The sequence below is a fragment of the Brevibacterium oceani genome (assembly GCF_013623835.1).
GTDB lineage: Bacteria > Actinomycetota > Actinomycetes > Actinomycetales > Brevibacteriaceae > Brevibacterium > Brevibacterium oceani.
In genome coordinates this window covers 79,669-102,068 of the sequence record NZ_JABKDE010000004.1, presented here as the reverse complement: position 1 = coordinate 102,068, position 22,400 = coordinate 79,669, and the positions used below count along the sequence as shown (strand labels likewise).

Genomic DNA, 22,400 nt, shown 5'->3' with positions numbered 1-22,400 from the left:
GCCGTCTCGCTCAGCCTTCGATGGCTTCCGGCAGGATCACCCGGTACCCGAGCCTTGCCTCGTAGCCGTGGATCTCACGAGTGTCGAGCGCGGACATGAAGTCGAGCACCTCGGCGGTGATGACCTGCCCGGGCACGAGTACCGGGAATCCCGGCGGATAGGGGGTGACGAACCCGGCCGAGACCGGCTTCTCCCCTCCATCGATGCGACGGCGCAGTTCGTGCGGGAGCACATGCTCGATGTTCTGTCGGCGCAGACCCGCATAGTAGGCGGTGCGCAGGTCACCGTCGGGCAGCTGCTTCGACGGATCCTCGGCCGGCACCTCGGCGGCGTAGTCGGGTGCGAAGGCGGAGAAGTCCGGCAACGGAGGCATCACCGCGGCCGGCTCGGTCAGCGCATCTTGGGCCTGCAGCTCATGCGGGTCCGTGAACTTCCCGGCGAGCTTGACGAGGACCTCGATGAGGTAGGCCACGGCCGACCGGGAGGTGCCGATGTTCGTCATGAACAGCACCGTGTTCCGGCTCGTCTTGTTCACCTGGATGCCGTAGCGGTCCATGAGATGTTCGTGCTTGAACGTGTCCCCGTCGACGCCGGTGCCGGAGATCTCGACGGTGATGCGGCTGGGATCGACGACGAATTCGTCCTTCACCCACGCGTCCCACATCGTCGCCAGACCATCACGCAGCGGCATCGTCCGCTCGGTGACCCGGTACTCGGCCGGGATGAGGTCGGCGGCGGTGAGGACCTTGAACGTCTTCTTCAGCAGCGGGTGCCGCGCGATCGCCGAGGACAGGCTCATCGCCAGATCGAGCTGCTTCTGCACGAGTGCGAAGCCCTCCATCTCCACCTGTCGGCGGCCCAGGTCGAGGGAGGCGAGGATCTGATAGTTCGGCGAGGTCGAGGTGTGCGTCATGTACGCCTCGTGGAAGGCCTCCTCGGCCCCGGTGGCGAACTCCTGATCGTAGACGTGGATCATCGATCCCTGGCGCAGCGCGGTCAGCGTCTTGTGCGTCGACTGCGTCGCATACACGCGGATCGTCGCATCCGGAGGAGGCAGCAGATCCTCCTCCAGCCACGCCTCATCCGAGGTCGGCTGCCCGGTCTCGGGGTCGAACAGGCGCTCGCGCTGCTCCCGATACGCCGCGGCATGGGCGTCGGTGGACAGGGTCTCCTCGAGGCGTTCGGCCGCGACCATCGCGGTGCGCTTACGGGTGACCGGGTGGAAGCGGGCGAAGGCGAACCAGGCCTCGTCCCAGAGGAAGACGAGGTCGGGTTTGATCGCCAGGCATTCGGACATCACCTTGTACGGGTCGTAGACGATGCCGTCGAAGGTGCAGTTGGTCAGGGTGATCATCCGCACCTCGTCGAGGCGGCCGGCGGCGCGGTAGTCGAGCAGCAGCTGCTTGATCCGGCTCAGCGGCACCGCCCCGTAGAACGCGAAGTCGTTGAGCGGGTAGGCCTCGAGGTACGCGGTCCTGGCGCCGGTGAGCATGAGCGCATGGTGGTGGGACTTGTGACAGTTGCGGTCGACCATGACGACCTCGTCGGGTGAGACCACGGCCTGGTGGACGATCTTGTTCGCCGTCGACGTCCCGTTCGTCACGAAGTAGGTGCGCTTGGCTCCGAAGGCGCGGGCAGCCAGCAGCTGCGCCTTCTTCAGCGTGTTCACCGGAGCCAGCAGCGAGTCCAATTCCCCCGAGGTGGCGCTGGACTCCGCGAGCAGCAGGTTGAGTCCGTAGAAGTCGACGAAGTCCCCGATCCACTTCGACCCGACGACCGATCCGCCGCGGGAGACGGGCAGGGCATGGAAGACACCGGCCGGTCGGCGGGCGTGTTCACGGATCGCGGTGAAGAACGGTGTGTCGTAGAGATGCTGCAGCCGACGCAGCAGCGAAAGGTGGAGCTCGAACTGGTCCTCCCGGCGGAAGACCCGGCGGAACCGGTGGGTCAGGGCCCCGGCGAGGCTTTCGATGTGCGCACCGGCCATGAGGTAGAGGTCGAGTTCGGGGCGCAGATTCGCCAGCGTATCGGCCAGCCGCAGCACCCGTCGCACCGAGTTCAGCGGACTCATCGGGCCGGTGGGCATAGCCTTGGTCGTCTGGTGGGCGAAGGCCACGGCGTCGCGGAGGTCGCGGCTGAGGACCTCACGGGTCTCGTCGGTGAAGCCGGGGCGAATGACGCAGGCGAGCAGGTTCGGGTTCGTCAGGGCCGCGGCGACGGCATCGTCGGCGGTCGGGACGATGACGTAGTCGTAGATGAACTGGTCTGTGGGGTTGCGCAGCTTGAGCAGATCGGAGTGGAGCTCATCGCGACCGCCCTCGGTCGTCTCGTCGACGATGAGGACCTCGAAGCGGGGGCGGGAGTCCTGTCGGTCCTTGAGTTCGGCGCGTTCCTCTTCGGTGAGGTCGTCTTCGCCGACATCGGGCACGGTGGTGCCGCGCAGCCGGTTGACCGCTCGGGTGATCATGTCGTGGGCCCGATCGAATTCGCCGTCCGAGAGCAGATCCGTGATGTCCTCGACGTAGCGTTGCCCGAATCCGCCCCAGTAGAGTTCGATGGTCTTGAGCGAGCGCAGCGATCGCCAGACCTCCCCGTCCTCGGCGATCATCGAGAAGTCCCCGCCGCTGGCGGCCAGACGCTTGATCGCGAACTTCAGGTACTCCCACGCGTCCGAGCGCAGGCGCCAGGTGCTCGCCGGCATCCCCGGGTCCCGTTCGAGCTTGGCCTTGCGCGGCTTCGACTGGAATCCACTCCGCCCGCGCCGACCTGCCACACCGTCGCCGGTGGTGGAGATCGCCGAAGCCGATGGATGGTCGGAGTCGATGCCGGTCATGCGTGAGCCTCCTGGCTGTCAATCGTCATTCGCCGCCTGATCGGCGACGATTCCCTGCCCACGGGCTCAGGCGGCGGGCCGCACTGATTCCGTTGTTGCCCGATCTTACGGCCTTGCACGAGCGAATGCGCCGGGTGGGGACCACATGAGACAAAAGAATGATAAGCATGGAGTATGGACACCTCAGCGTCGCCTTCCGCCGGCCACCTCATCGTCGAGGAGCTCGAAGCGCACGGGGTCCGCCGTGCCTACCTCGTTCCCGGCGAATCCTATCTCGACGTCATCGACGGCCTCCACGACTCCTCCATCTTGCCCGTCGTCTGCCGCCAGGAGGGCGGGGCGTCCTATATGGCCGTGGCCGAGGGCCGGATGACCGGGATCCCCGGCATCGCCATGGTCACCCGCGGGCCCGGTGCCGCCAACGTCAAGGTCGGCATCCACACCGCGTACCAGGATGCGACCCCGCTCGTCGTCTTCGTCGGCCTCATCCCCACCGATCATCGCGACCGGGAGGCCTTCCAGGAGTTCGACCTGCACGGTTGGTTCTCCTCGACCGCGAAGAAGGTGCTCACCCTCGATGACCCCGACAAGGCCGCCGAGGTGGTCGCCGACGCCATGCACACCGCCGTGACCGGTCGGCCGGGTCCCGTCGTCATCGGCCTGCCCGAGGACGTGCTCGTGCGCCCGAGTGCCGGGACCGTGCTCCCGCCGCGAGTGCACAGTTCGGCTTCCCCGTACGCCGGGGACGTCACGGAGTTGCGGGCCCGCATCACCGCCGCCGACCGTCCCGTGCTCATCATCGGCGGCGAGGACTGGTCACCGGGAACCTCCCGACGCATCGCGCAGTGGTCCCGCGACCGCGGGCTCGGCGTGCTCGGGACTTTCCGCGCCTACGACGGCATCGACCACGATTCCCCGAACTTCCTCGGCATCCTCGGCTTCGGTGCCGCCCCGGTGGCCACGCAGACCCTCGCCGAGGCGGACCTGCACATTTTCTTAGGCTGTGTGCGCACCGATGTGGCCACGAACGGATTCAGCATCGGCACCGATCAGCGTACCGTCGTCATCGGCCCCGACCCCGACGCCCACGGCCACTTCGGACGCCTCGACCAGCACATCGTCACCTCGGTGTCCCGCTTCGCCCAGGCGCTGTTCACCGAGGACGGGACCCGGACCTATTCGGTGTCCTCGGACGGGTCGATCGACGAACCGCCGCTCGGCGATGCCCTGTCCGAGGCGGCGGAGGACGCCGTGCCGCTGCCGGATTGGGTCGTCGACGCCCGAGCCGAACTCGACACCTGGCGGCAGCCGCAGGTCCACGCGCCCACGGACGGGTCGGCCGCCTCGGCGGCGTATGTCGACATGGACGAAGCATTCGTCCATGTGAAGGACCTGCTGCCGGATGATGCGATCGTCACCTACGGGGCGGGGAACTTCTCCGGCTGGGCGACGCGGTTCCTGCCCACGCACGGATTCCCCTCGGCGTTGGGTCCGCGGAACGGATCGATGGGATTCGGGCTGCCGGCCGCGGTCGCCGCCGGGCTCGTCCACCCCGAGCGGGCGGTGTTCTGCATCGCCGGGGACGGGGACTTCCTCATGAACGGCCAGGAGATGGCCACCGCCGTCCAGTACGGGGCGAACATCACCGTCGTCGTCAACGACAATGCGGTCTACGGCACGATCCGCGGCCACCAGGACCGCGAATACCCGGGCCGGGCCACGGCCACGGGGCTGGTCAACCCGGACTTCGCCGCCATGGCCACCGCCTTCGGCGGGCTCGGGATCCGGGTCGAGCGGACCGAGGACTTCCGCGACGCGTTCGCTCGCGCCGTCGAGCACGAGGGGCTCTCGCTCGTCCACTGCCTGACCGATCCGGACATCCGCGGCGCCCGCCTGCCGTGAACGTGGACGCTGAGACGAGGACACTGGTCCCGGTCGTGGACGCCAGGCTCGCACGCGTGCGTTCCTGACTAAGGTGGAGCCATGAGAATCGACGCGATCTTCACCGACCTCGACGCCCACACCCTCGACCCGGCCAGGCCGCGTGCGAGGAAGATCGGGGTGCTGAACTCCCGGATCGTCGGCTTCGACGAGGAACTCGACGGCATCAGCGCCGACCGGGTCGAATCACTCGGCGGGGCGAGCGTGCTGCCGGGCTTCCACGACGCCCACTGCCACACCGCCTGGTTCGGACTCACGCTCGCATCGGTCGACGTCACGGCGCTGCCGGGCGGACTGGCCGACGTCTACGCCGAACTCGAGCAGGCCGCGGCGACGACGCCGGCCGGGGAATGGATCAACGCGACAGGGTATGCCCACCGCGACTACGACGGTCAGTACCCGGATCTGGCCCGGCTCGACGAGATCACCGGGGACCGGCCGCTGTTCATGCGGCAGACCTCGGGGCATGCCGCCATCGTCAACACCGAGGCGATGCGGCGGGCGGGCATCCTCGCCGAAGGATTCGAGGAGCCTGTCGGCGGCAAGGTCGTCCGTGATGCGGCCGGGCATCCCACCGGGCTGCTCGAGGAGACGGCGCAGGCGCTGGTGCAGGATCTCATCCGCCCGTATTCGCTCGACACCCTCGTCGAGGCGATCGATCTGGCCACCGCGTACTACGCGAAGGAAGGCATCACCTCGTTCGGTGAGTGCGGCATCGCCTATGGCTGGATCGGGCACTCCCCCATCGAGATCTCCGCGTACCTGCGGGCGCGGGAGGAGGGCAAGCTGCGGGCCCGTGCCCAGCTGATGCCGCAGGCCGACGGTCTCCATCCGATCGCGGCGAACTCGGCCGACGGATTCGGCATCGGTCTCGATGCGGGACTGCGCACCGGCCTCGGCGATGATCTGCTCTCGATCGGTCCGGTCAAGTTCTTCATGGACGGGGCGATGTCCGGGGAGACTGCTGCGATGCGGGAGAACTATGCGGGCAAGGACCATCCCGGGTATCTGCAGGACGATCCCGAGGTGCTGCGTCAGCAGATTCTTCACACCTACGCCTCCGGCTGGTCGGTCGCGGTGCATGCGATCGGCGATGCCGCCGTGGATGCGGCGATTGAGAACATCGTCGACGCGCAGAACCGATACGGTCGGCGGGCCGTGCCCAACAGGATCGAACATGCCGCGATGGTCCACGACGAGCATCTGGCCACCCTGGCCGAGCACGGGATCGTCGTCACCCCGCAGGCCGCGTTCGCCGACGGCATCGGAGACGGAATGAACAGGTCGCTCGGGCCGCAGCGGCGCAGGCTGCTCTATCGCGCGAAGTCGTTCGTCGATGCCGGTGTTCTGCTGGCCGGCAGCTCGGACCGGCCGTGTGCGGACGGGAACGTGCTGCGCGGGATCGAAGCCTTCGTCACCCGCGCCACCCGTGAGGGCGACGTCATGGGATCGGCCGTCGAGTCCTTGAGCGTCGACGAGGCGATCGCGGCCTACACGGTGAACGCCGCAGCCGGTTCGGGACAGGGCCAGGACAAGGGAACGCTGAGCCGAGGCAAGCTCGCGGACTTCGTCGCCTTGGAGACGCACCCAGGCAACGTCGCCCCCGAAGAGATCTCAAAGATCCCGATCCGGGCCACGGTCCTAGGCGGCACCTACACCCACCAACTCCCCTAATTGCTACCCGACGGCGGCCCAGATACCTCGCGCGAGGGTGCTGGGCCGCCGTCAGGTAGTAACTAGCGGGAGAAGTCGAGGTCGGTGAGGACCTTCTCGAAGACGCCGAGGCCGCGTTCGAGGTCCTCTTCGCTGATGTTGATCGGCGGCACCACGTGCAGCCGGTGGTAGTTGTTGAACGGCACGACTCCGTGCTCCTTGAGTGCGCCCACCACCGAGGCGACCTCGGGAGACCCGCCGCCATAGGGGGCCAGCGGTTCCTTGGACTCCTTGTCCCAGACGAGTTCGATCGCCCAGAACGCGCCGGTTCCGCGAACCTCGCCGACGTGTTTCGAGTTCTCCGCGATCTGGGCCAGACGCGGTCCGATGATGGTCTCGCCGATATGCGCAGCATGCTCGATCATGCCTTCATCGGCCATCGCATTCATGGTCGCCACGGCCGCCGCGCAGGCCAGCGGATGGCCTGAGTATGTCAGCCCGCCGGGGTAGACGCGTTCGGCGAAGGTCTCGAAGATGTCGTCGCTGATGACGACCCCGCCGAGCGGCACGTACCCGGAGTTCACACCCTTGGCGAAGGTGATGAGGTCGGGGACGATGTCGAAGTGCTCGAAGGCGAACCACTTGCCCGAGCGACCGAACCCGGCCATCACCTCGTCGGCGATGAGCACGATCCCGAACTCATCGCACAGCGCTCGGACTCCCTGCATGTACTCGGGGCTGGGAATCATGATGCCCGCGGTGCCGGGAATGGATTCGAGGATGATCGCGGCAACGGTTGACGGACCTTCCAGTTCGATGGTCCGCCGCAGGTGGTGCAGCGCCCGCTCGGTCTCCTCCGCCTCGGTGGTCGCGTGGAATTCCGAGCGGTAGAGGAAGGGGCCGAAGAAGTGGACGAACCCCGATTCGCCGGTCTCGTTCTCCCAGCGGCGCGGGTCACCGGTGACGTTGACCGCGGTCTGCGTGCCGCCGTGGTAGGACCGGTACCGGGAGAGGATCTTGCGCCGCCCGGTGTGCAGGCGGGCCATGCGGATGGCGTGTTCGTTCGCATCGGCTCCGCCGTTGGTGAAGAACACGCGGTCGAGCCCGGCCGGGGTGCGCTCGGTGATCAGCCGTGCGGCCTCCGATCGGGCGGCGTTGACGGTGGCCGGGCTGATCGTGCACAACAGGTCCGCCTGTTCCTTGATCGCGGCGACGACCTTCGGGTGCTGGTGGCCGATGTTCGTGTTCACCAGCTGCGAGGAGAAGTCGAGGAGTTCGTTGCCCTCACCGTCGACGATGGTCGACCCGTATGCGCGGGACACGACAGGTGGGTCGATGAGTCGCTGCGCCGACCACGAATGGAAGACGTGCGCGCGGTCGAGCTCGCGGGCTCGGACGGATTCGGTCTTGATCGCTGCGAGTTCATCGTCGCCTGCTTGGTGCACCATTGTCACCCTTTCGCCGGGGAGGGGATTGAGCGCGTGATCCGCGCCCGTGGGCACATCGTAGAACACATTCGACTGCGGTGGACATTCGACTACAGTGACGACCATGTCGTATCGGACGATCGCCCGCAGCGCCGAGGCCGAGATCGAGATCAAGAAGTCCCGATTCCTGGCTTACCTCTCCCCCGCAGCCGATGAATCAGAGGCCCGGGAGACCATCGCCGAGGTGCGCGCCGCCTATCCGAAGGCCCGCCACCACTGCACGGCGTTCGTCCTCGACCCGGACTCGCGGACGCAGCGCTTCAGCGATGACGGGGAGCCGGCCGGGACCGCGGGAGCGCCGATCCTCGATGTCCTCACCGGGCACGATCTCACGTATGTCGTCGCGATCGTCACCCGGTATTTCGGTGGGACCTTACTCGGTGCGGGCGGGCTCGTGCGCGCATACGGTCAGGCCACCTCGGAGGCGGTGGGTGATGCATCGATCATCACACGACATGAGCTGGTCCCGGTGCGCGCGGACGTCGACTATGCCCAGGCGAATGCCCTCGACCGCGCGGCCGCGAACCGGGGGTGGACGACGCGGGCCGATTACGGCGGTCAGGTGGGGCTCGATATTCTCGTCCCCGTCGCCGAGGTGGAGCTGGCGTTGGCGATGTACGCCGACCTCACCGCCGGTCGGGCAGAGCCGTCCGTCGGTGAGGTCGAATGGGTGTGAAGGGCCTCAGTCGAGAGCGGCGATCTTCGCGACCTGCGCATTGGTGAGCATGACGAGATCCTCGGGGCGGATCTCGATCTCGAGGCCGCGGCGGCCGGCGGAGACGAACACGGCGGAGTGGTCGAGTGCGGTGCGATCGATGACGACCGGCACGGCGTGGCGCTGCCCGAACGGGGAGACGCCTCCGACGGGGTAGCCGGTGCGACGTTCGGTCTCGGCGACGCCGGCGAGCTGGGCCTTCTTCGCTCCCCGGGCCGAGGCGAGGCCCTTGAGGTCGAGCTGTCCGGAGACCGGGACGAGCGCGGTCACAGGGGCTCCGTCAACCTGGATCATCAGGGTCTTGAACACCTGGTCGGAGCTGACACCGAGCTTATCGGCGGCTTCCGAACCGTACCGGCGAGTGGCGGGATCGTGATCGAAGCTGCGCAGGCTGTAGTCGATGCCTGCCAGGTTGAGCACTCGTACGGCCGGGGTAGCCGCGCCTGTCGATTTTGATGCAACTGTCATAAGGGGGTAGTGCCTCCTGCCCGCAGAAACGCGGAACACTCGGGCGCTGCCCCGGGTCGGTTCGACCCTGCGTCCACGCGTCGATACGGACGGAAATCGTTGTATCTGTGCTGATGGGTTACCCGCCCACAATAGGCGAAGTGGAGTCGCGAGCGCCAATTGCCGTCATCGGTTGTAACCGATCGGTAGTGTTGTCGCCGGCGGAGCCTCAGCCCCAGCCGAGTTCGTGGAGCCGGTCGTCGTCGATGCCGTAGAAGTGGGCGATCTCGTGGACGATGGTGATAACGATCTCCTCGCGCAGGTGATCGATGTCCTCGGCGAAGTCGACGAGGTTGTCGCGATAGATGAAGATGGTGTCCGGCATCTCCAGCCCCTGGATCCCGCGTTCGCCGATCGGCGTTCCGTCATAGAGGCCGAGCAGGTGACGGTCGCCGTTCTCCGGCCGGTCCTCGACGAAGAGGGCGACGTTGTCGAGCTGTTCGGTCACCCCGACCGGCAGCAGGTCGAGGGCCTCGTCGAGGATCGTCTCGAATTCATCGTCAGTCAGGGCCTCCATACCCTCCACTCTAGTCGTCGGGAGGAGGTCGAATCCCCTCGCCGAGGCGGCCCTCCCAAAGGTTGGAAAACACCGCCTCGGCTCTGTGACCGAGGACACTCGATTTCGTTTTGCATTCCGCGAATCGGGTGGGATAAGCTTAACGTCGTTGCCCACGGGGAATCCGAGAGCAAACTAGGCCCCCATCGTCTAGAGGCCTAGGACACCGCCCTTTCACGGCGGCGACACGGGTTCGAATCCCGTTGGGGGTACGGTGTAGGATTGGAAAGTCCGACACCACAACGGATACACTAGTTACACCAGTTAGGCCCTGTAGCGCAGTTGGTTAGCGCGCCGCCCTGTCACGGCGGAGGTCGCCGGTTCGAGTCCGGTCAGGGTCGCGGAGCACAAGGTTCTTCTTCGGAAGGACCTTTGTTTCTCTCAGTGGACTTCGGTTCACTGACGGTTTGGCTCTGTAGCTCAGTTGGTAGAGCGTTCGACTGAAAATCGAAAGGTCACCGGATCGACGCCGGTCGGAGCCACGAAACCCCCGCTTCGGCGGGGGTTTTCGCTTATCCGGGCATAAGCGGCAATCGGGGGTCCTGGCTGCTTAATTGAGCTTCTCCTTCTCCAGTACGGCGTGAAGTTGTTTGAGCGATTCCAGGTGGAGGTCTGCCAACCGCGCTGAACAACGATCTCGGTGAATGTGGGCCCATGGACCACGGACGATGAGCGCCGTTCGCATGCCAGCCCGATGGGCGGGCTCGATATCGTTATCGATACGATCACCGACATACAGAATTTCGTCGGCCGGGGCACCCGCCTCTTCGACAAGCTTCTCAAACAAGATTGGCGAGGGTTTCGCCACTCCCCACGAAGACGAAGAAGCAATGAAATCGGCGTCGCATCCCAGTGAGGACAACTGCTCCACTACGCCTAATGGCTGATTGCCAGCAATCCCAACTGCGAAGCCTCGAGATCTCGCCTTTTTGAGGCACGGAAGTGCGTCAGCGTAGAAGTCGCCGGCGGTGATTTGCTCGCGGTTCGACGGTGGCTCGACTCCCAACTCCGACCACACTCGCCGATGGTCGAGTCCGCGCTCAATGAGCGACCCGAGCTGAGCCATCAGCACAAACGGTGTCACCCCTGCCTTCAGTGCGTTTGCGGCCCATAGTCGACTCTCGTCAATCAGTGTTTCTCCGACATCGAAGACGATGACGCGAATGCCCTGAATTGCGTGGCTCATGCTGTGTTTGCCCTCGGGCGGATCGCTTGTCGCGGTCTCAGCATGACTAGGCTGGGGGCGTTGTTCGGGGCTTCAGGACCATGACCGATCTCCTTGTAGCCGACAGAACGGTACAACCGTTGCGCGGGAGTATCGATGTCCGTTGTTTGGAGCCATGTCGGTTGGTCTCGCACCGCTTCGAGCCATTCCATGAGGACTCCCCGCCCGAGGCCTCGACGCTGCACAGATGGGTCGCGGGCGAGAAGAAACAGCGCGATGGTGTCGTCGATCGCAGACGCTTGCTCGCCGAGTCGGGTCTTGAGGTTCTCTCCCCACTCGTTGCGTTGTTCTTCCCATGTCCACGGATGCCCGTAAGCGAAAGCGACCAGTCTCCCTTGCTGCCGCGCACAGACACCGACGACATCGTTGCGTGCGAGCGCGGTGGCATAGAGATCGGCGAAGACCTGCGCGGTCTGCGGTGTTTCGTTCAGTGGCGACTCCGTCGCAGCGGTGGCGTAGAGGTCGCGAACTTCCTCTGGCTGAGGCAGGTCGTCCGCAGTCTTCAAAATTGCGTAGTCGATTTCTATTTCAGACACAGATCGGGCTCTTTCTCAGTTATGAAAGTCGGCAGGCTCCGCTGGGATACGTTTCGCCATGAGACAGAACTTATTGTCTTCAGGATCCGCAAGAACGTGCCAGCACCCTGACGGCACAACGTCCGTTGGTTTCGCACCAAGAGAGAGGAGCCGCTCGAGCTCGTCCGCTTGGCTGCGGTCAGTCGGACACAGGTCGAGATGCAAGGCTCCATCTCCAGGATTATCGTCCGAACGCTCAAAGAGAATCGTCGAAGCATTCGCTGCCCCAGAGATCGCGACCCCCGTTTGATCGCGGGCTGAGACTTCGTACCCAAGCGCTGCGCACCAAAAACGGCTCAACCGATCTGGGTCGCGGGTTTTGACCACGAGGTCCCCAATACGACTGGTCATCGACACACCCCTTCTTTCAGACCGAAGCGACCGCGCATAACGGCATATTCGGAGTCTGATCGCGCCACGCGTCGAAACCATCCATGGCCAGGGCCCACCAGACGGCGCTGTTCATCGGACACGTCGGGCAGGTGCGCGGGCTGATAACGCCCCACTGCCCCATGCGAGGCGGGAAGTCCCAACCCTTGAGGAACGCCTCCTCGGAGGACATCACCTCGGTCTTCCCACAGACCTCGCACCAGTGCTCGAAGGTTTCGGTGGATTCAGCCATCGGCAGGTCCAATCGCAGATAGGTGTATCTGATCACAGTACTGCCGTTCTACGATCTGAGGTCATCTGCCCCTGCCATCTGGAGTCAGATGGCGACAACACCTAGGTATGATCAGGCTCACCGTATACGACAAGCAACCTGGCCTGATAGCGTGGCGCGGCGTGACCCATGAACAGACGCCCCAGTCCCCAGATACCCCTACCGATCGGACACAGCCTTCGAGCCCGGCCGACCGCATCGTCTCGATCGACGTCATCCACGGCATCGCCATCGCCGGCATTCTGCTCATCAACATCAGCTATTTCCTCCACCAGGCAGGCAGACAGAGGATCCCGTCGGCACGGATGCGGTGATCTGGCAGATCGTCGGCGATGTCGCCCCGGGAAAATTCCACTTCGTCTTCGCCTTCCTCTTCGGCACCGGCGTCCACATCTTCCTCACGCGACTGCGTGCGAAGGGCAGATCGACGTGGGTCTACGTCCGCCGCATGATCATCCTCGTCATTGCCGGCCTCATCAACTCGGCCCTCGGCGGCATCGACGTGCTCGCCTCCTACGGCGTCCTCGCTCTCCTGCTTCTGCCCCTGAGCCTGCTGCCGAGGTGGTCATTCGTCACTCTCGGCGTCCTGGCCGCGGTCGTCCCGGACGTGCTCCAGCTGCTCACCAGCGTCGGCGGCGTCGACCTCCACCTTCCGTCCCTGCTGTCCCCACTGCTGTCGTTCGCCAGGACCCTCGGCCACATGGTGCTCGGATTCTGGCTGGCGGGCCTCGGCCTGTATTCCGCGACGACGCGTGTGCCCGTCACCGGCCTGTTCATCCTCAGCCTCGTCGGCTCGATTCCCCTCTGGATCTGGACCGGCGCCGCCGGGATCGGGACGACCGATGCACACGAGATCGCCTTCCGCACCGCACTCGTTCCTGGTTTCATGTACGTCACCGGCCTGATCCTTCTGCTCCGCACCGCAGTCGGGAGCGCCTGCCTGTCATTCCTGCGCCTCTACGGGCGGATGGCGTTCTCGAACTATCTGGGTCAGACCGTCATCTGTGTGCTCGTCCTCCCGCTGCTGACCGCGCTCGGATACATCTCCGCCCCGCTGGGACTCGGCATCTGGGCCGTCATCGTCGTCGTCCAATGTGCCTTCTCGACGTTCTGGCTGCGGCACTTCCGCTACGGCCCACTCGAATGGGTGTGGCGCTGCGGCACCTATTGGCAGCTCACCCCGCTGCGCATCGCCGAGACCTCTCGGTCGTGACCCTCCTTCCAGGCTGCCCCCTTGATTTCACCGACAACTGGAGTACGTTGAAATCACGTTCGCATCCGCGGATCACAATGCAGTGAGGCTTCGCGAAAGGAGCAGCCGATGGCCACCAATCCGAGCATCGAAGAGCTGAGCTACGAGGAGCGGACCTTCGATCCGCCTGCCGAATTCGCAGCACAGGCCAATGCCAAGGCCGACGAATACGACAAGGCAGCCGCTGACCGCCTCGGCTACTGGGAGGAACAGGCGAAGCGGATCATCTGGGACACTGCCTTCGACACGGTCCTCGACTGGTCGAACGAGCCCGTGGCCCAGTGGTTCGTCGGCGGCAAGCTCAACGCCGCCTACAACTGCGTCGACCGCCATGTCGAAAACGGTCTCGGCGACCGTGTGGCCTACTACTTCGAAGGCGAACCCGGCGACACCCGCACCATCACCTACTCCGATCTGCTCCGCGAGGTCTCCAAGGCGGCCAACGCACTGACCGAACTGGGAGTCAAGACCGGTGACCGGGTCGCCATCTACATGCCGATGATCCCTGAGACGGTGTTCGCGATGCTCGCCTGCGCCCGCCTCGGCGCACCGCACACCGTCATCTTCGGCGGATTCTCGGCCTCGGCGATCGCCGACCGCGTCAAGGACTGCGGCGTCGAATTCGTCATCACCGCCGACGGCGGCTACCGCAAGGGCAAGCCATCAGGCCTGAAGTCCGTCGTCGATGAGGCCATGGCCGACTGCCCCGAGGTGCGCAACGTCCTCGTCGTCCGCCGCACCGGCCAGGACGTCGACTGGAACGACGAACGCGATCTGTGGTGGCACGAGGTCGTTGATCGGCAGTCGGAGACCCACACGCCGGAGGCCTTCGATTCCGAGCATCCGCTCTACATCATGTACTCCTCGGGAACGACGGGAAAGCCCAAGGGCATCATGCACACCACCGGCGGCTACCTCGTCGGCACCTCGTTCACGCATTGGGCGGTCTTCGACATCAAACCCGACACCGACGTCTATTGGACGGCCGCGGACATCGGCTGGGTGACCGGGCATTCGTACATCGTCTACGGTCCGCTGGCCAACGGGGCCACCTCGGTGCTCTACGAAGGCACTCCCGACACTCCGCATCGCGGCCGCTGGTGGGAGATCGTCGAGAAGTACAAGGTCTCCATCCTCTACTGCGCACCGACGGCGATCCGCTCGTTCATGAAGTGGGGCCGGGACATTCCCGCCGAGCACGACCTGAGCAGTCTGCGGCTGCTCGGCAGCGTGGGCGAACCGATCAACCCCGAGGCCTGGATGTGGTACCGCGAGCACATCGGCGGCCACCGGTGCCCCGTGGTCGACACCTGGTGGCAGACGGAGAACGGCAGCATCCTCATCAGCCCGCTGCCGGGCGTGACCGCGACGAAACCGGGCTCTGCCATGCGGCCCCTGCCCGGGATCGTCGCCGACGTCTACGATGACGAGGGCAACTCGGTCGAACCGGGCACCGGCGGCTACCTCGTCATCAAGGAACCGTGGCCGTCGATGCTGCGGACCCTGTGGGGAGACGAGGAGCGGTTCAATAAGACCTATTGGTCGCAGTACCCCGGCGTCTACTTCGCCGGGGACGGAGCGAAGATCGACCGCGACGGGGACTTCTGGGTCCTCGGTCGCGTCGACGACGTCCTCAACGTCTCCGGCCACCGGATGTCGACCGCGGAGATCGAATCCGCGCTCGTCGCGCATCCGAAGGTCGCCGAGGCGGCTGTGGTCGGGGCGCGCGATGAGCTGACCGGGCAGGCGATCGAGGCCTTCGTCGTCCTCCGGGAGAGCGCCGCAGACGGCGGTGACGACATCGTGGCCGAACTGCGGGGCCATGTGCGGTCCTCGATCGGTGCGATCGCCACCCCGAGATCGATCATGCTCGTACCCGATCTGCCGAAGACCCGGTCGGGCAAGATCATGCGCCGACTCCTCAAGGATGTGGCGGAGAACCGCGAGGTCGGCGACGTCACGACGCTCGCGGACTCCTCGGTGATGGATCTCATCCAGAAGGGCATCTCCGAGAGCTGACCACCCCTGGTGGGATGCCGGAACGAGCGCCCACCCCCTTGCGGTGACCCACGTCACACTGATGTACTGTTGAGTAACTTCTGAGTGGGTCACCGTTTCGGTGTCCGCGTCCGGAAGCCTCTGAACCGACATCGACTGCAAGGATGCACAAGAATGAAGCGTGGAACCGATATCTCCGGCGCACGGGTGCTCATCACCGGAGCCGGCAGCGGAATCGGCCGACTCATGGCCCTCGACGCTGCAGCCCGCGGAGCCGCCGAGATCATCATCTGGGATCTCTCAGCAGACAGCGGAGAGGCCGTGCAGGCCGAGCTCACCGCTCGCGGCACGGCCGCTCGGGCCTTCGCCCTCAACGTCGGCGACGCCGACCAGGTCGAAGCCGCAGCTGCCCCGGTGGGTCCGATCGACGTCCTCATCAACTGCGCAGGGATCGTCACCGGCAAGAAGCTCCTTGAGAACGACGAAGAGGCGATCAGGCGCGTCTTCGAGGTGAACACCTTCGCCCTCTACTGGACGACGAGGGCTTTCCTGCCGGGCATGATCGAACGCGACCGCGGCTCCGTGGTCACCATCGCCAGCGCCGCGGGCCTGACCGGAGTGGCTCGGCAGACCGACTACTCGGCGAGCAAGTGGGCGGCCGTCGGCTTCACCGAATCGCTGCGCGGAGAACTCCGCGCCGACGGCAGCCACGTCAACACCCTCGCCGTATGTCCCTTCTACATCAACACCGGCATGTTCGCGGGCGTGCAGACGAAGTTCCCGCGGCTGCTGCCGATCCTCGAAGAGACCGATGTGAGCACACGCGTCCTCGACGCCGTCGAATCCGGACGTGAACAGCTCGTCATGCCTTCCCTTGTCCGCTGGGTTCCCGGCGCACGGCTGCTGCCGACCCGAGCATTTGACAAGGTCATGGACTTCCTCGGTGTCAATCAGACCATGGATCACTTCACCGGCAGGACCGGTCGCGGGCAGCAGAGGCGTGCACGCGGCTCGGCGGCACGGGCCCGGCAGGTGGCCGGAACTCGCTGACCTGTCCCCGGCTCCCCGCCGCTGCGTCGTCCCGGGTCCACAATGGGTTCAGGGACGATGTACGAGGAGGGGACATGGCCACGACCGATCTCGTCTTGGAAGGCGGAGGGGCGAAGCTGCCCGGCCTCGTCGGAGCAGTCGATGCCTTGGCCGAGGTCGGCTATGCCTTCCATCGCATCGCCGGAGCCTCGGCCGGAGCGATCGTCGGTGCCCTGACCGCGGCGGGGATCGCACCGGCGGAGCTGCGGCAGACGGTGCTCGAGAAGGACTTCTCCGACTTCGAGGACCTCTCCCCCGCGTTCCGTCTCGTTCCGTGGCTCGGCAGGGTCCAAGGGCTGCTCTTCCACAAAGGCATGTACCTCGGTGACGCCCTCCACGACTTCCTCGCCGAGGCTCTGGCGAAACAAGGGGTGCGCACGTGGGGTGACCTGCGACTCCACGATCCCGAGGGAGATCTGCCGCCGGAGCGCAGCTTTCGGCTCGTCGTCATCGTCTCCGATGTCTCCCGCGGTCGCATGCTCCGCCTGCCCTGGGACTATGAGGAGGCCCTCGGCGTCGATGCGGACAGTCAGTCCGTCGCCGAGGCGGTGTGCGCCTCGGCCGCGAGTCCGTTCTTCTTCCGTCCCCGCAGTCTGGCTGCGCGTGCGAGCGTGGCGGGCGGATCGTCGGTGCTCGGTGCCGACGGCGGTCTGCTCTCGAACTTCCCCGTCGACGTCTTCGACCGCAAAGATGCGCGCCCGGCCCGCTGGCCGACCTTCGGCGTCATGCTCTCGGCACGGCGCACCGCCGCGACCGAGTGGCGGCCCAACGCCACCACCTTCCAATTCGCCCGCTCGCTCGTCTCGACGATGCTCAACGCCCACGACCGTCGGCACATCGACGAGCCTTCGGTGACCGAGCGGACGATCTTCGTCGACACCGCCGATCACAGCAGCACGGACTTCGCTCTGACGACTGCCGACAAGCTCGACCTCATCGACTCCGGCACCGAGGCGGCTCTGAATTTGCTCGAAACCTGGGACTGGCAGGAGTGGAAGGACCGCTTCGATCGGCAGTGACCCATGGCCGGGGCAGCGGACTCCGTGTAAGAATGAGGGCCCGAGAAGTTCTCTCAGCCGATGTCGTCGCAAGGAGTGACCATGAGCGAATTCGATACTGACCCGACACAGTGGCAGGATGACGACCTCACCCTCGATGAGCCGACTGCCGACGAACTGGACGACCCGGAGCTCGACGCGGTCGAGGCCGATGCCGAGGATCTCGACTCCGACCTCGAGACCGATCCCGACGGACAGGATGCGCCCTTCGTCGAGCCCGGTGCCGACGGCCCCGAAGGAACCGGTATCGAAGGTGCCGACGATGTGCTCGTCGACGACGCAGGCTGGGAGGACGAGAATGAGGCGCCCGACCTCTCGGACGAGTTCAACACCGATCAGTCTCCGGCAGCGGAGCAGGGAAATCGCGTCGGCGACGAGATGGTCTCCGAAGGCGATGACGACTTCGAGGTCGCCGAACTCGACGGCGACGACCTCGATGTCGACGCGCTGGCCGACGACGGAACCGAAGAGGTCTCGGTCATCGACGGGATGCCCGAAGTCATCGACGATTCCTATGAGGAGGACTGAGCTCGCTTCGGGTTCGCGACGTCCTGATAGCTCAGGACGCTCTTCGTCTCCGCGGGTCGCCCACTGTCCAAAACAGCCAGCGATCGCAGTCCTGCACTCAGGGCCGTGCGGTAGAGGAGTGAGCCGGTGCTGATCCGCGCCACGCCTGCCTCGGCGAGCGTGGACAACGGGAGATCAGGACTCGCCAGAACGTTCACCGGCAGCGGCGAGCAGTCGACGATCGTCCGAATCGCAGCGAGGTCGAGGTTGCCGGGCACGAAGATCCCATCCGCCCCCGCCACGGCGTAGGTCTCGATTCGGGTGAGCACATCGCCGAGGTCGTCGCCGCCGAGCCAGAACGTGTCGATCCTGGCGTTGACGAACAGGTCCGGGAAGGCCGCTTTGATCGCGGCGATCGTCGCGGCCAGCGCCGCTGGTTCGGTCAGGCGGCCGAAGGCGGAGTCCTCGACGTTGATTCCTTCGACGGCCAGGCACGGCGGCGCCCCCTCCGGCATGGCAAGGCTGTTGCCGAGCGTTTCGACCACGGTTTCCGGTCCGTCACCGTACCCGTCTTCGAAATCGCAGGTCAGCAGCCCCTCCGGCAGCACTTCCCGCATCGCCCTGATCAGTCCAGACATCGCTGTGAGCGTCTCGCGATCCTCGTCGGCGGCGCCGATTCCGGCTGCCACACCGAGGCTCGTCGTGCCGATGGCCCGGTGCCCCGCCTCGGCGAAGAATCGGGCCGAGGCGACATCCCAGGCGCACGGCAGGATGAACGGGTCCCCGGGGGTATGCAGCCCACGGAACTCTGCGGCTCTGCGGTCAGCAGCCGTGCTGTCGTGCATGGTCATCGGTGGTTCCTCTCAACAGCAAGCACCCAGTCGAGGCGTTCGCGCCCGGTCGCGGTGATCCGCACCGCTCGACTGCCTCGGCGATGTTCGGGGCCGATTCCGGGAATGTCCTCGTCATGGCTCCATCGTAGGTCGCTGTCACTTCGGGCGGTGGCGAAGCGACTCCACCCCTCTCCCAGCACCAGGTCGCCGTGTGCTAGGACTGGAAAGGAGAGGAGTTGTCCATGTCAACGGGATATCCGCGTCGCCAGTCGACATCCGCCGCAAGCACGAAGTTCGACCTGCCGCACATGGGATCGGGCCGCCCGGTCCACCGCCTCGGCGTCATCGCCACCGTCGCGACCTTCGGCGGTCTGCTCTTCGGCTATGACACCGGGGTCGTCAACGGAGCCCTCGAACCGCTCAGTGAGGACTTCGGACTGACGTCGTTCTCCGAAGGCCTCGTCGTCGCCTCACTCATGGTCGGGGCGGCCTTCGGCGCCGTCTTCGGCGGTCGCGTCGCCGACGCCCAGGGCCGGAAGAAGACGATCCTGCTGCTGGCCTGCGTCTTCATCGCCGGCACTCTCGGCTGCGTCCTCGCCCCCGGCGCCGCGTTCCTCATCGGGGCCCGCTTCGTCCTCGGGATCGCCGTCGGAGGCGCCTCGGCGACAGTGCCCGTCTACCTCGGCGAGGTCGCTCCGTCGGAGAAGCGCGGCAGCTTCGTCACCCGCAATGAGCTGATGATCGTCGGCGGTCAGCTCGCGGCCTTCATCATCAACGCGGTGATCTTCAACTTCTTCGGCCACGTCGATTCGATCTGGCGGTGGATGCTGGTCGTCGCCCTGGCTCCGGCGATCGCCCTGCTCGTGGGCATGCTCTTCCAACCCGAGAGTCCCCGCTGGCTCATCTCCCAGGGCCGCACCGAGGAGGCTCTCGCCGTCCTCAAACTGGTCCGCTCCCCCGAACGCGCCGAGGCCGAGGTCGCCGAGGTCACCCACCTCGCCGCCGAGGATGCGAAGGAATCCACCGGCGGTCTGTCCGACCTCGGCACCCGGTGGGTGATGCGTTTGGTCATCATCGGCGTCGGCATCGGCTTCTTCCAACAGCTCACCGGCATCAACTCCGTGATGTACTACGGCACTCAGCTGCTGACGAACGCCGGCCTCGACTCCGGGGTGGCGATCATCGGCAACATCGCCAACGGTGTGTTCTCCTTAGCCGGGATCTCGCTGGGCATGTACCTGCTCAACAAGCTGCCTCGGCGGGTCATGTTCCTCACCGGATACGCACTCATCGCACTCTTCCATACCCTCGTCGCGCTCACCGCGGTCTTCGTCCCGGCCGGTCCCGGCCAGGCCTGGACCGTGCTCGCCTTCCTCGTCCTCTTCGTCTTCTCCATGCAGGGCACCGTCGGCCCGCTGACCTGGCTGATGCTCTCGGAGATCTTTCCGATGAAGATCCGCAGCTTCGCGATGGGCATCTGCGTGTTCGTCCTGTGGATGATGAACGCCGTCGTCGCCCAGTTCTTCCCGCCGCTCATCCAGGGCATGGGCATGACCGCGACCTTCGGCATGTTCGCCGGCATCGCCGTGATCGCCTTCGTCTTCCTCGCCTGCCTGCTGCCGGAGACGAAGGACAAGGACCTCGCGCAGTTCGAACGGGATTTCAAAGCGAAGTACGGCAGGAAGTAAGGAGTCTCCATGTCAGTCGCCGTCGCCGTCACCGACAGCCCCGAGGGCAGGTTGGCCCTCGAGTCCGCCGTCGCCGAAGCGCAGTCACGCAGCACCGGACTGCTGCTCATCAACCTCACCCTGCACGACTTCGACACCGAGGAGGTCCCACCCGGCCTCGAGGTCACCGTCATCAACCGGTCCGGTCGCGGCGACCGTGACCCCGTGGCCGCGGTCATCGACGAGATCGACGAGCACCCCGAGGTGGATCGGCTCGTCCTCGGCCTCCGCGGACGCTCCCGGGTGGGCAAAGCGGTCCTCGGCTCCGTCGCCCAGCGGCTCATCCTCCGCTCCCCCGTCCCGGTGCTGGCAGTGCGCACCGACCGCACCAGGTCCTGAGGGCCGAGCACCCATGGCATAGGGTGGGTCTCGACCAGCGGACCGACGAGGTGGAGGAGCGCCCATGGAGGAGATGACGACTGATCCGGCGGCGGCCGATCGACTCGAATCCGCTCTCACCGGCAGGATCGATCCGACCGCCCTCGACGAGATCGCCAACCTGGCCCGGCAGGTGCCGCAGGCGAAGATCGCCCGCCTCGTCCACACGTCGACGCCGCTGCAGTCGGCGATGCTCTTTAAGGTGCTGACAAAAGCCGAAGCCCTCGACGTCTTCGAGGACCTTCCGCCGGCCTATCAGGCCGAACTCATCGGCAACCTCCGCGAACCCGAGGTCGCCGACATCGTCGACGGTCTCGATCCCGATGACCGTGCCGAACTCTTCGGCGAACTGCCTGCGAGCGTGGTCAGCCGCCTGATGAAGGGGCTGACCGCCGACGAGCGGGAGATGACCTCGGCGGTGCTCGGCTATCCGAAGTCCGCGATCGGTCGCTACATGTCCCCCGAGGTGCTCGGCCTGCACGAGGATTGGACCGTCGCAGGGGCGATGGACGTCGTCCACGCCCGCATCGACGGACCCGAGACCGTCTACCTTCTGCCCGTCGTCGGCCCTGGTCGGGTGCTGCGCGGGGTGGTGTCCCTGCGCAACCTCCTCGCCGCCGACGGAGAGGAGATCATCGGGGACATGGTCCGCGATTCCATCAGCACGCATGCGCTGACCGACCGAGAGCAGGCTGCCCGTGAGTTCCTCTCCCACCGGCTCATCGCGATGCCGGTGACCGACCAGGAGGACCGCCTCGTCGGGATCCTCACCATGGACGACGTCCTCGACATCATCGACGAGGAGGACGCGGAGGACTTCGCCCGCGGTTCCGGCACCGAGCCGCTCGACCGGTCCTACCTGTCCTCGACGATCCTGCGCGTCGTTCGCAGCCGCATCGTCTGGCTGCTCGTCCTCGCCGTGTCCGCGATCCTCACCGTCCAGGTCCTCGAAGTCTACGAGGATCGGCTGGATCAGGTCGTCGTCCTCGCGCTCTTCATCCCGCTCCTCACCGGCACCGGCGGCAACACCGGCAACCAGGCGGCGACCACGGTCACCCGAGCCCTGGCCGTCGGGGAAGTGCGCATCCGCGACCTCGGGAAGGTGATCTGGCGGGAGCTGCGTGTCGGCGCCGTGCTCGGTGCGGTGCTCGGGACCTTGGGCTTCGTCATCGCCGGTCTCGTCTACGGATGGCCGATCGGCCTGGTCATCGGGCTGACCCTGCTGTCGGTGTGCATGATGGCCGCGACGGTGGGCGGGCTGATGCCGATCATCGCGAAGAAGGTCGGCGCGGATCCGGCCGTGTTCTCCAACCCGTTCATCTCCACGTTCTGCGACGCGACCGGGCTCATCCTCTACTTCACGATCGCGACCACGGTGCTCGGCCTGCGGTGAGGACTGTCGGCC

21 protein-coding genes and 3 tRNA genes are annotated in these 22,400 nt (G+C 65.9%); 15 read left to right on the top strand and 9 right to left on the bottom strand.

Going from position 1 to position 22,400, the window contains the following annotated elements; all coding sequences use genetic code 11:
• Positions 1–10 precede the first annotated feature (10 nt).
• Positions 11–2,833: an aminotransferase class I/II-fold pyridoxal phosphate-dependent enzyme gene (locus HK401_RS09885; RefSeq protein WP_181274508.1), complete on the bottom strand. Its 2,823-nt coding sequence runs from the start codon at positions 2,831–2,833 to the stop codon at positions 11–13.
• Between the two features lie 174 nt (positions 2,834–3,007).
• On the opposite strand from HK401_RS09885, the gene HK401_RS09880 reads away from it, so the two are divergent.
• The gene (locus tag HK401_RS09880; protein WP_181274507.1) at positions 3,008–4,735 is read left to right on the top strand and encodes a thiamine pyrophosphate-dependent enzyme; all 1,728 of its coding nucleotides are present in this window, start codon (positions 3,008–3,010) and stop codon (positions 4,733–4,735) included.
• Between the two features lie 81 nt (positions 4,736–4,816).
• Positions 4,817–6,448 carry an amidohydrolase gene (locus HK401_RS09875; protein WP_181274506.1) on the top strand — a complete coding sequence of 544 codons (1,632 nt, stop codon included), beginning with the start codon at positions 4,817–4,819 and terminating at the stop codon, positions 6,446–6,448.
• A gap of 62 nt (positions 6,449–6,510) precedes the next feature.
• Here HK401_RS09875 and HK401_RS09870 read toward each other — a convergent pair whose 3' ends face one another.
• Positions 6,511–7,875, bottom strand: coding sequence for an aspartate aminotransferase family protein (locus HK401_RS09870; protein ID WP_181274505.1), 1,365 nt, complete (start codon positions 7,873–7,875; stop codon positions 6,511–6,513).
• A 103-nt stretch (positions 7,876–7,978) separates the two neighbouring features.
• Here HK401_RS09870 and HK401_RS09865 point away from each other — a divergent pair, with 103 nt between their 5' ends.
• Positions 7,979–8,590 carry a YigZ family protein gene (locus tag HK401_RS09865; protein ID WP_181274504.1) on the top strand — a complete coding sequence of 204 codons (612 nt, stop codon included), beginning with the start codon at positions 7,979–7,981 and terminating at the stop codon, positions 8,588–8,590.
• A gap of 6 nt (positions 8,591–8,596) precedes the next feature.
• Here the strand turns inward: HK401_RS09865 and ybaK are convergent, their stop codons facing one another.
• Positions 8,597–9,097, bottom strand: coding sequence for a Cys-tRNA(Pro) deacylase (gene ybaK / locus HK401_RS09860; RefSeq protein ID WP_181274503.1), 501 nt, complete (start codon positions 9,095–9,097; stop codon positions 8,597–8,599).
• 208 nt (positions 9,098–9,305) lie between these two features.
• A complete protein-coding gene (locus HK401_RS09855; RefSeq protein ID WP_181274502.1) occupies positions 9,306–9,653 on the bottom strand; it encodes a metallopeptidase family protein in 348 nt (115 codons plus the stop codon).
• 178 nt (positions 9,654–9,831) lie between these two features.
• Between HK401_RS09855 and HK401_RS09850 the strand changes: the two genes are divergently transcribed.
• The 3 genes from HK401_RS09850 to HK401_RS09840 all read left to right on the top strand — a co-directional run bounded on the left by HK401_RS09850 (position 9,832) and on the right by HK401_RS09840 (position 10,174).
• Positions 9,832–9,904, top strand: a tRNA-Glu gene (locus HK401_RS09850).
• Between the two features lie 55 nt (positions 9,905–9,959).
• Positions 9,960–10,033, top strand: a tRNA-Asp gene (locus tag HK401_RS09845).
• 68 nt (positions 10,034–10,101) lie between these two features.
• A tRNA-Phe gene (locus tag HK401_RS09840) sits at positions 10,102–10,174 on the top strand.
• Between the two features lie 68 nt (positions 10,175–10,242).
• Here HK401_RS09840 and HK401_RS09835 read toward each other — a convergent pair.
• The 4 genes from HK401_RS09835 to HK401_RS09820 are packed head-to-tail and all read right to left on the bottom strand — an operon-like array spanning position 10,243 to position 12,114.
• Positions 10,243–10,878: an HAD family hydrolase gene (locus tag HK401_RS09835; protein ID WP_181274501.1), complete on the bottom strand. Its 636-nt coding sequence runs from the start codon at positions 10,876–10,878 to the stop codon at positions 10,243–10,245.
• The gene (locus HK401_RS09830; protein ID WP_181274500.1) at positions 10,875–11,453 is read right to left on the bottom strand and encodes a GNAT family N-acetyltransferase; all 579 of its coding nucleotides are present in this window, start codon (positions 11,451–11,453) and stop codon (positions 10,875–10,877) included. Before HK401_RS09830 ends, HK401_RS09835 begins: the two co-directional genes overlap by 4 nt.
• Positions 11,454–11,468: 15 nt before the next feature.
• Positions 11,469–11,843: a VOC family protein gene (locus tag HK401_RS09825; protein ID WP_181274499.1), complete on the bottom strand. Its 375-nt coding sequence runs from the start codon at positions 11,841–11,843 to the stop codon at positions 11,469–11,471.
• A gap of 16 nt (positions 11,844–11,859) precedes the next feature.
• Complete coding sequence (locus tag HK401_RS09820; protein ID WP_181274498.1) at positions 11,860–12,114, bottom strand: hypothetical protein; 255 nt, start codon at positions 12,112–12,114, stop codon at positions 11,860–11,862.
• Between the two features lie 161 nt (positions 12,115–12,275).
• Between HK401_RS09820 and HK401_RS09815 the strand changes: the two genes are divergently transcribed.
• The 6 genes from HK401_RS09815 to HK401_RS09790 all read left to right on the top strand — a co-directional run bounded on the left by HK401_RS09815 (position 12,276) and on the right by HK401_RS09790 (position 18,078).
• Positions 12,276–12,467, top strand: coding sequence for a hypothetical protein (locus tag HK401_RS09815; RefSeq protein WP_181274497.1), 192 nt, complete (start codon positions 12,276–12,278; stop codon positions 12,465–12,467).
• Entirely contained in the window at positions 12,464–13,366 is a 903-nt protein-coding gene (locus HK401_RS21050; protein WP_181274496.1) for a DUF418 domain-containing protein, read from the top strand. The genes HK401_RS09815 and HK401_RS21050 overlap by 4 nt, the downstream gene beginning before the upstream one ends.
• Positions 13,367–13,474: 108 nt before the next feature.
• Entirely contained in the window at positions 13,475–15,424 is a 1,950-nt protein-coding gene (gene acs, locus HK401_RS09805) for an acetate--CoA ligase (RefSeq protein ID WP_181274495.1), read from the top strand.
• Between the two features lie 153 nt (positions 15,425–15,577).
• Positions 15,578–16,453, top strand: coding sequence for an SDR family oxidoreductase (locus tag HK401_RS09800; RefSeq protein ID WP_181274494.1), 876 nt, complete (start codon positions 15,578–15,580; stop codon positions 16,451–16,453).
• Between the two features lie 74 nt (positions 16,454–16,527).
• Complete coding sequence (locus HK401_RS09795; protein WP_181274493.1) at positions 16,528–17,511, top strand: patatin-like phospholipase family protein; 984 nt, start codon at positions 16,528–16,530, stop codon at positions 17,509–17,511.
• Positions 17,512–17,592: 81 nt separating this feature from the next.
• The gene (locus HK401_RS09790) at positions 17,593–18,078 is read left to right on the top strand and encodes a hypothetical protein (protein ID WP_181274492.1); all 486 of its coding nucleotides are present in this window, start codon (positions 17,593–17,595) and stop codon (positions 18,076–18,078) included.
• Here HK401_RS09790 and HK401_RS09785 read toward each other — a convergent pair.
• On the bottom strand, positions 18,063–18,908 hold the full coding sequence (locus tag HK401_RS09785) for an isocitrate lyase/PEP mutase family protein (protein ID WP_181274491.1): 846 nt from the start codon (positions 18,906–18,908) through the stop codon (positions 18,063–18,065). The two genes, HK401_RS09790 and HK401_RS09785, sit on opposite strands and share 16 nt — an antisense overlap.
• 224 nt (positions 18,909–19,132) lie before the next feature.
• Here HK401_RS09785 and HK401_RS09780 point away from each other — a divergent pair, with 224 nt between their 5' ends.
• The 3 genes from HK401_RS09780 to mgtE all read left to right on the top strand — a co-directional run bounded on the left by HK401_RS09780 (position 19,133) and on the right by mgtE (position 22,388).
• Entirely contained in the window at positions 19,133–20,578 is a 1,446-nt protein-coding gene (locus tag HK401_RS09780) for a sugar porter family MFS transporter (protein ID WP_181274490.1), read from the top strand.
• 9 nt (positions 20,579–20,587) lie between these two features.
• Complete coding sequence (locus tag HK401_RS09775) at positions 20,588–20,956, top strand: universal stress protein (RefSeq protein ID WP_181274489.1); 369 nt, start codon at positions 20,588–20,590, stop codon at positions 20,954–20,956.
• Positions 20,957–21,029: 73 nt separating this feature from the next.
• The gene (mgtE, locus tag HK401_RS09770) at positions 21,030–22,388 is read left to right on the top strand and encodes a magnesium transporter (RefSeq protein WP_373563650.1); all 1,359 of its coding nucleotides are present in this window, start codon (positions 21,030–21,032) and stop codon (positions 22,386–22,388) included.
• Positions 22,389–22,400 lie beyond the last annotated feature (12 nt).

Excerpts from the sequence above, each read along its gene's own strand:
- HK401_RS09825 (WP_181274499.1), bottom strand. The coding sequence starts at position 11,843 with ATGACCAGTCGTATTGGGGACCTCGTGGTCAAAACCCGCGACCCAGAT.
- HK401_RS09875 (WP_181274506.1), top strand. The coding sequence starts at position 4,817 with ATGAGAATCGACGCGATCTTCACCGACCTCGACGCCCACACCCTCGAC.
- HK401_RS09835 (WP_181274501.1), bottom strand. The coding sequence starts at position 10,878 with ATGAGCCACGCAATTCAGGGCATTCGCGTCATCGTCTTCGATGTCGGA.
- HK401_RS09780 (WP_181274490.1), top strand. The coding sequence starts at position 19,133 with ATGTCAACGGGATATCCGCGTCGCCAGTCGACATCCGCCGCAAGCACG.
- HK401_RS09820 (WP_181274498.1), bottom strand. The coding sequence starts at position 12,114 with ATGGCTGAATCCACCGAAACCTTCGAGCACTGGTGCGAGGTCTGTGGG.
- HK401_RS09885 (WP_181274508.1), bottom strand. The coding sequence starts at position 2,833 with ATGACCGGCATCGACTCCGACCATCCATCGGCTTCGGCGATCTCCACC.
- HK401_RS09790 (WP_181274492.1), top strand. The coding sequence starts at position 17,593 with ATGAGCGAATTCGATACTGACCCGACACAGTGGCAGGATGACGACCTC.
- HK401_RS09785 (WP_181274491.1), bottom strand. The coding sequence starts at position 18,908 with ATGACCATGCACGACAGCACGGCTGCTGACCGCAGAGCCGCAGAGTTC.
- HK401_RS09775 (WP_181274489.1), top strand. The coding sequence starts at position 20,588 with ATGTCAGTCGCCGTCGCCGTCACCGACAGCCCCGAGGGCAGGTTGGCC.
- HK401_RS09855 (WP_181274502.1), bottom strand. The coding sequence starts at position 9,653 with ATGGAGGCCCTGACTGACGATGAATTCGAGACGATCCTCGACGAGGCC.
- mgtE (WP_373563650.1), top strand. The coding sequence starts at position 21,030 with ATGACGACTGATCCGGCGGCGGCCGATCGACTCGAATCCGCTCTCACC.
- HK401_RS09795 (WP_181274493.1), top strand. The coding sequence starts at position 16,528 with ATGGCCACGACCGATCTCGTCTTGGAAGGCGGAGGGGCGAAGCTGCCC.
- ybaK (WP_181274503.1), bottom strand. The coding sequence starts at position 9,097 with ATGACAGTTGCATCAAAATCGACAGGCGCGGCTACCCCGGCCGTACGA.
- HK401_RS09865 (WP_181274504.1), top strand. The coding sequence starts at position 7,979 with ATGTCGTATCGGACGATCGCCCGCAGCGCCGAGGCCGAGATCGAGATC.
- HK401_RS09800 (WP_181274494.1), top strand. The coding sequence starts at position 15,578 with ATGAAGCGTGGAACCGATATCTCCGGCGCACGGGTGCTCATCACCGGA.
- HK401_RS09870 (WP_181274505.1), bottom strand. The coding sequence starts at position 7,875 with ATGGTGCACCAAGCAGGCGACGATGAACTCGCAGCGATCAAGACCGAA.
- HK401_RS09880 (WP_181274507.1), top strand. The coding sequence starts at position 3,008 with ATGGACACCTCAGCGTCGCCTTCCGCCGGCCACCTCATCGTCGAGGAG.
- acs (WP_181274495.1), top strand. The coding sequence starts at position 13,475 with ATGGCCACCAATCCGAGCATCGAAGAGCTGAGCTACGAGGAGCGGACC.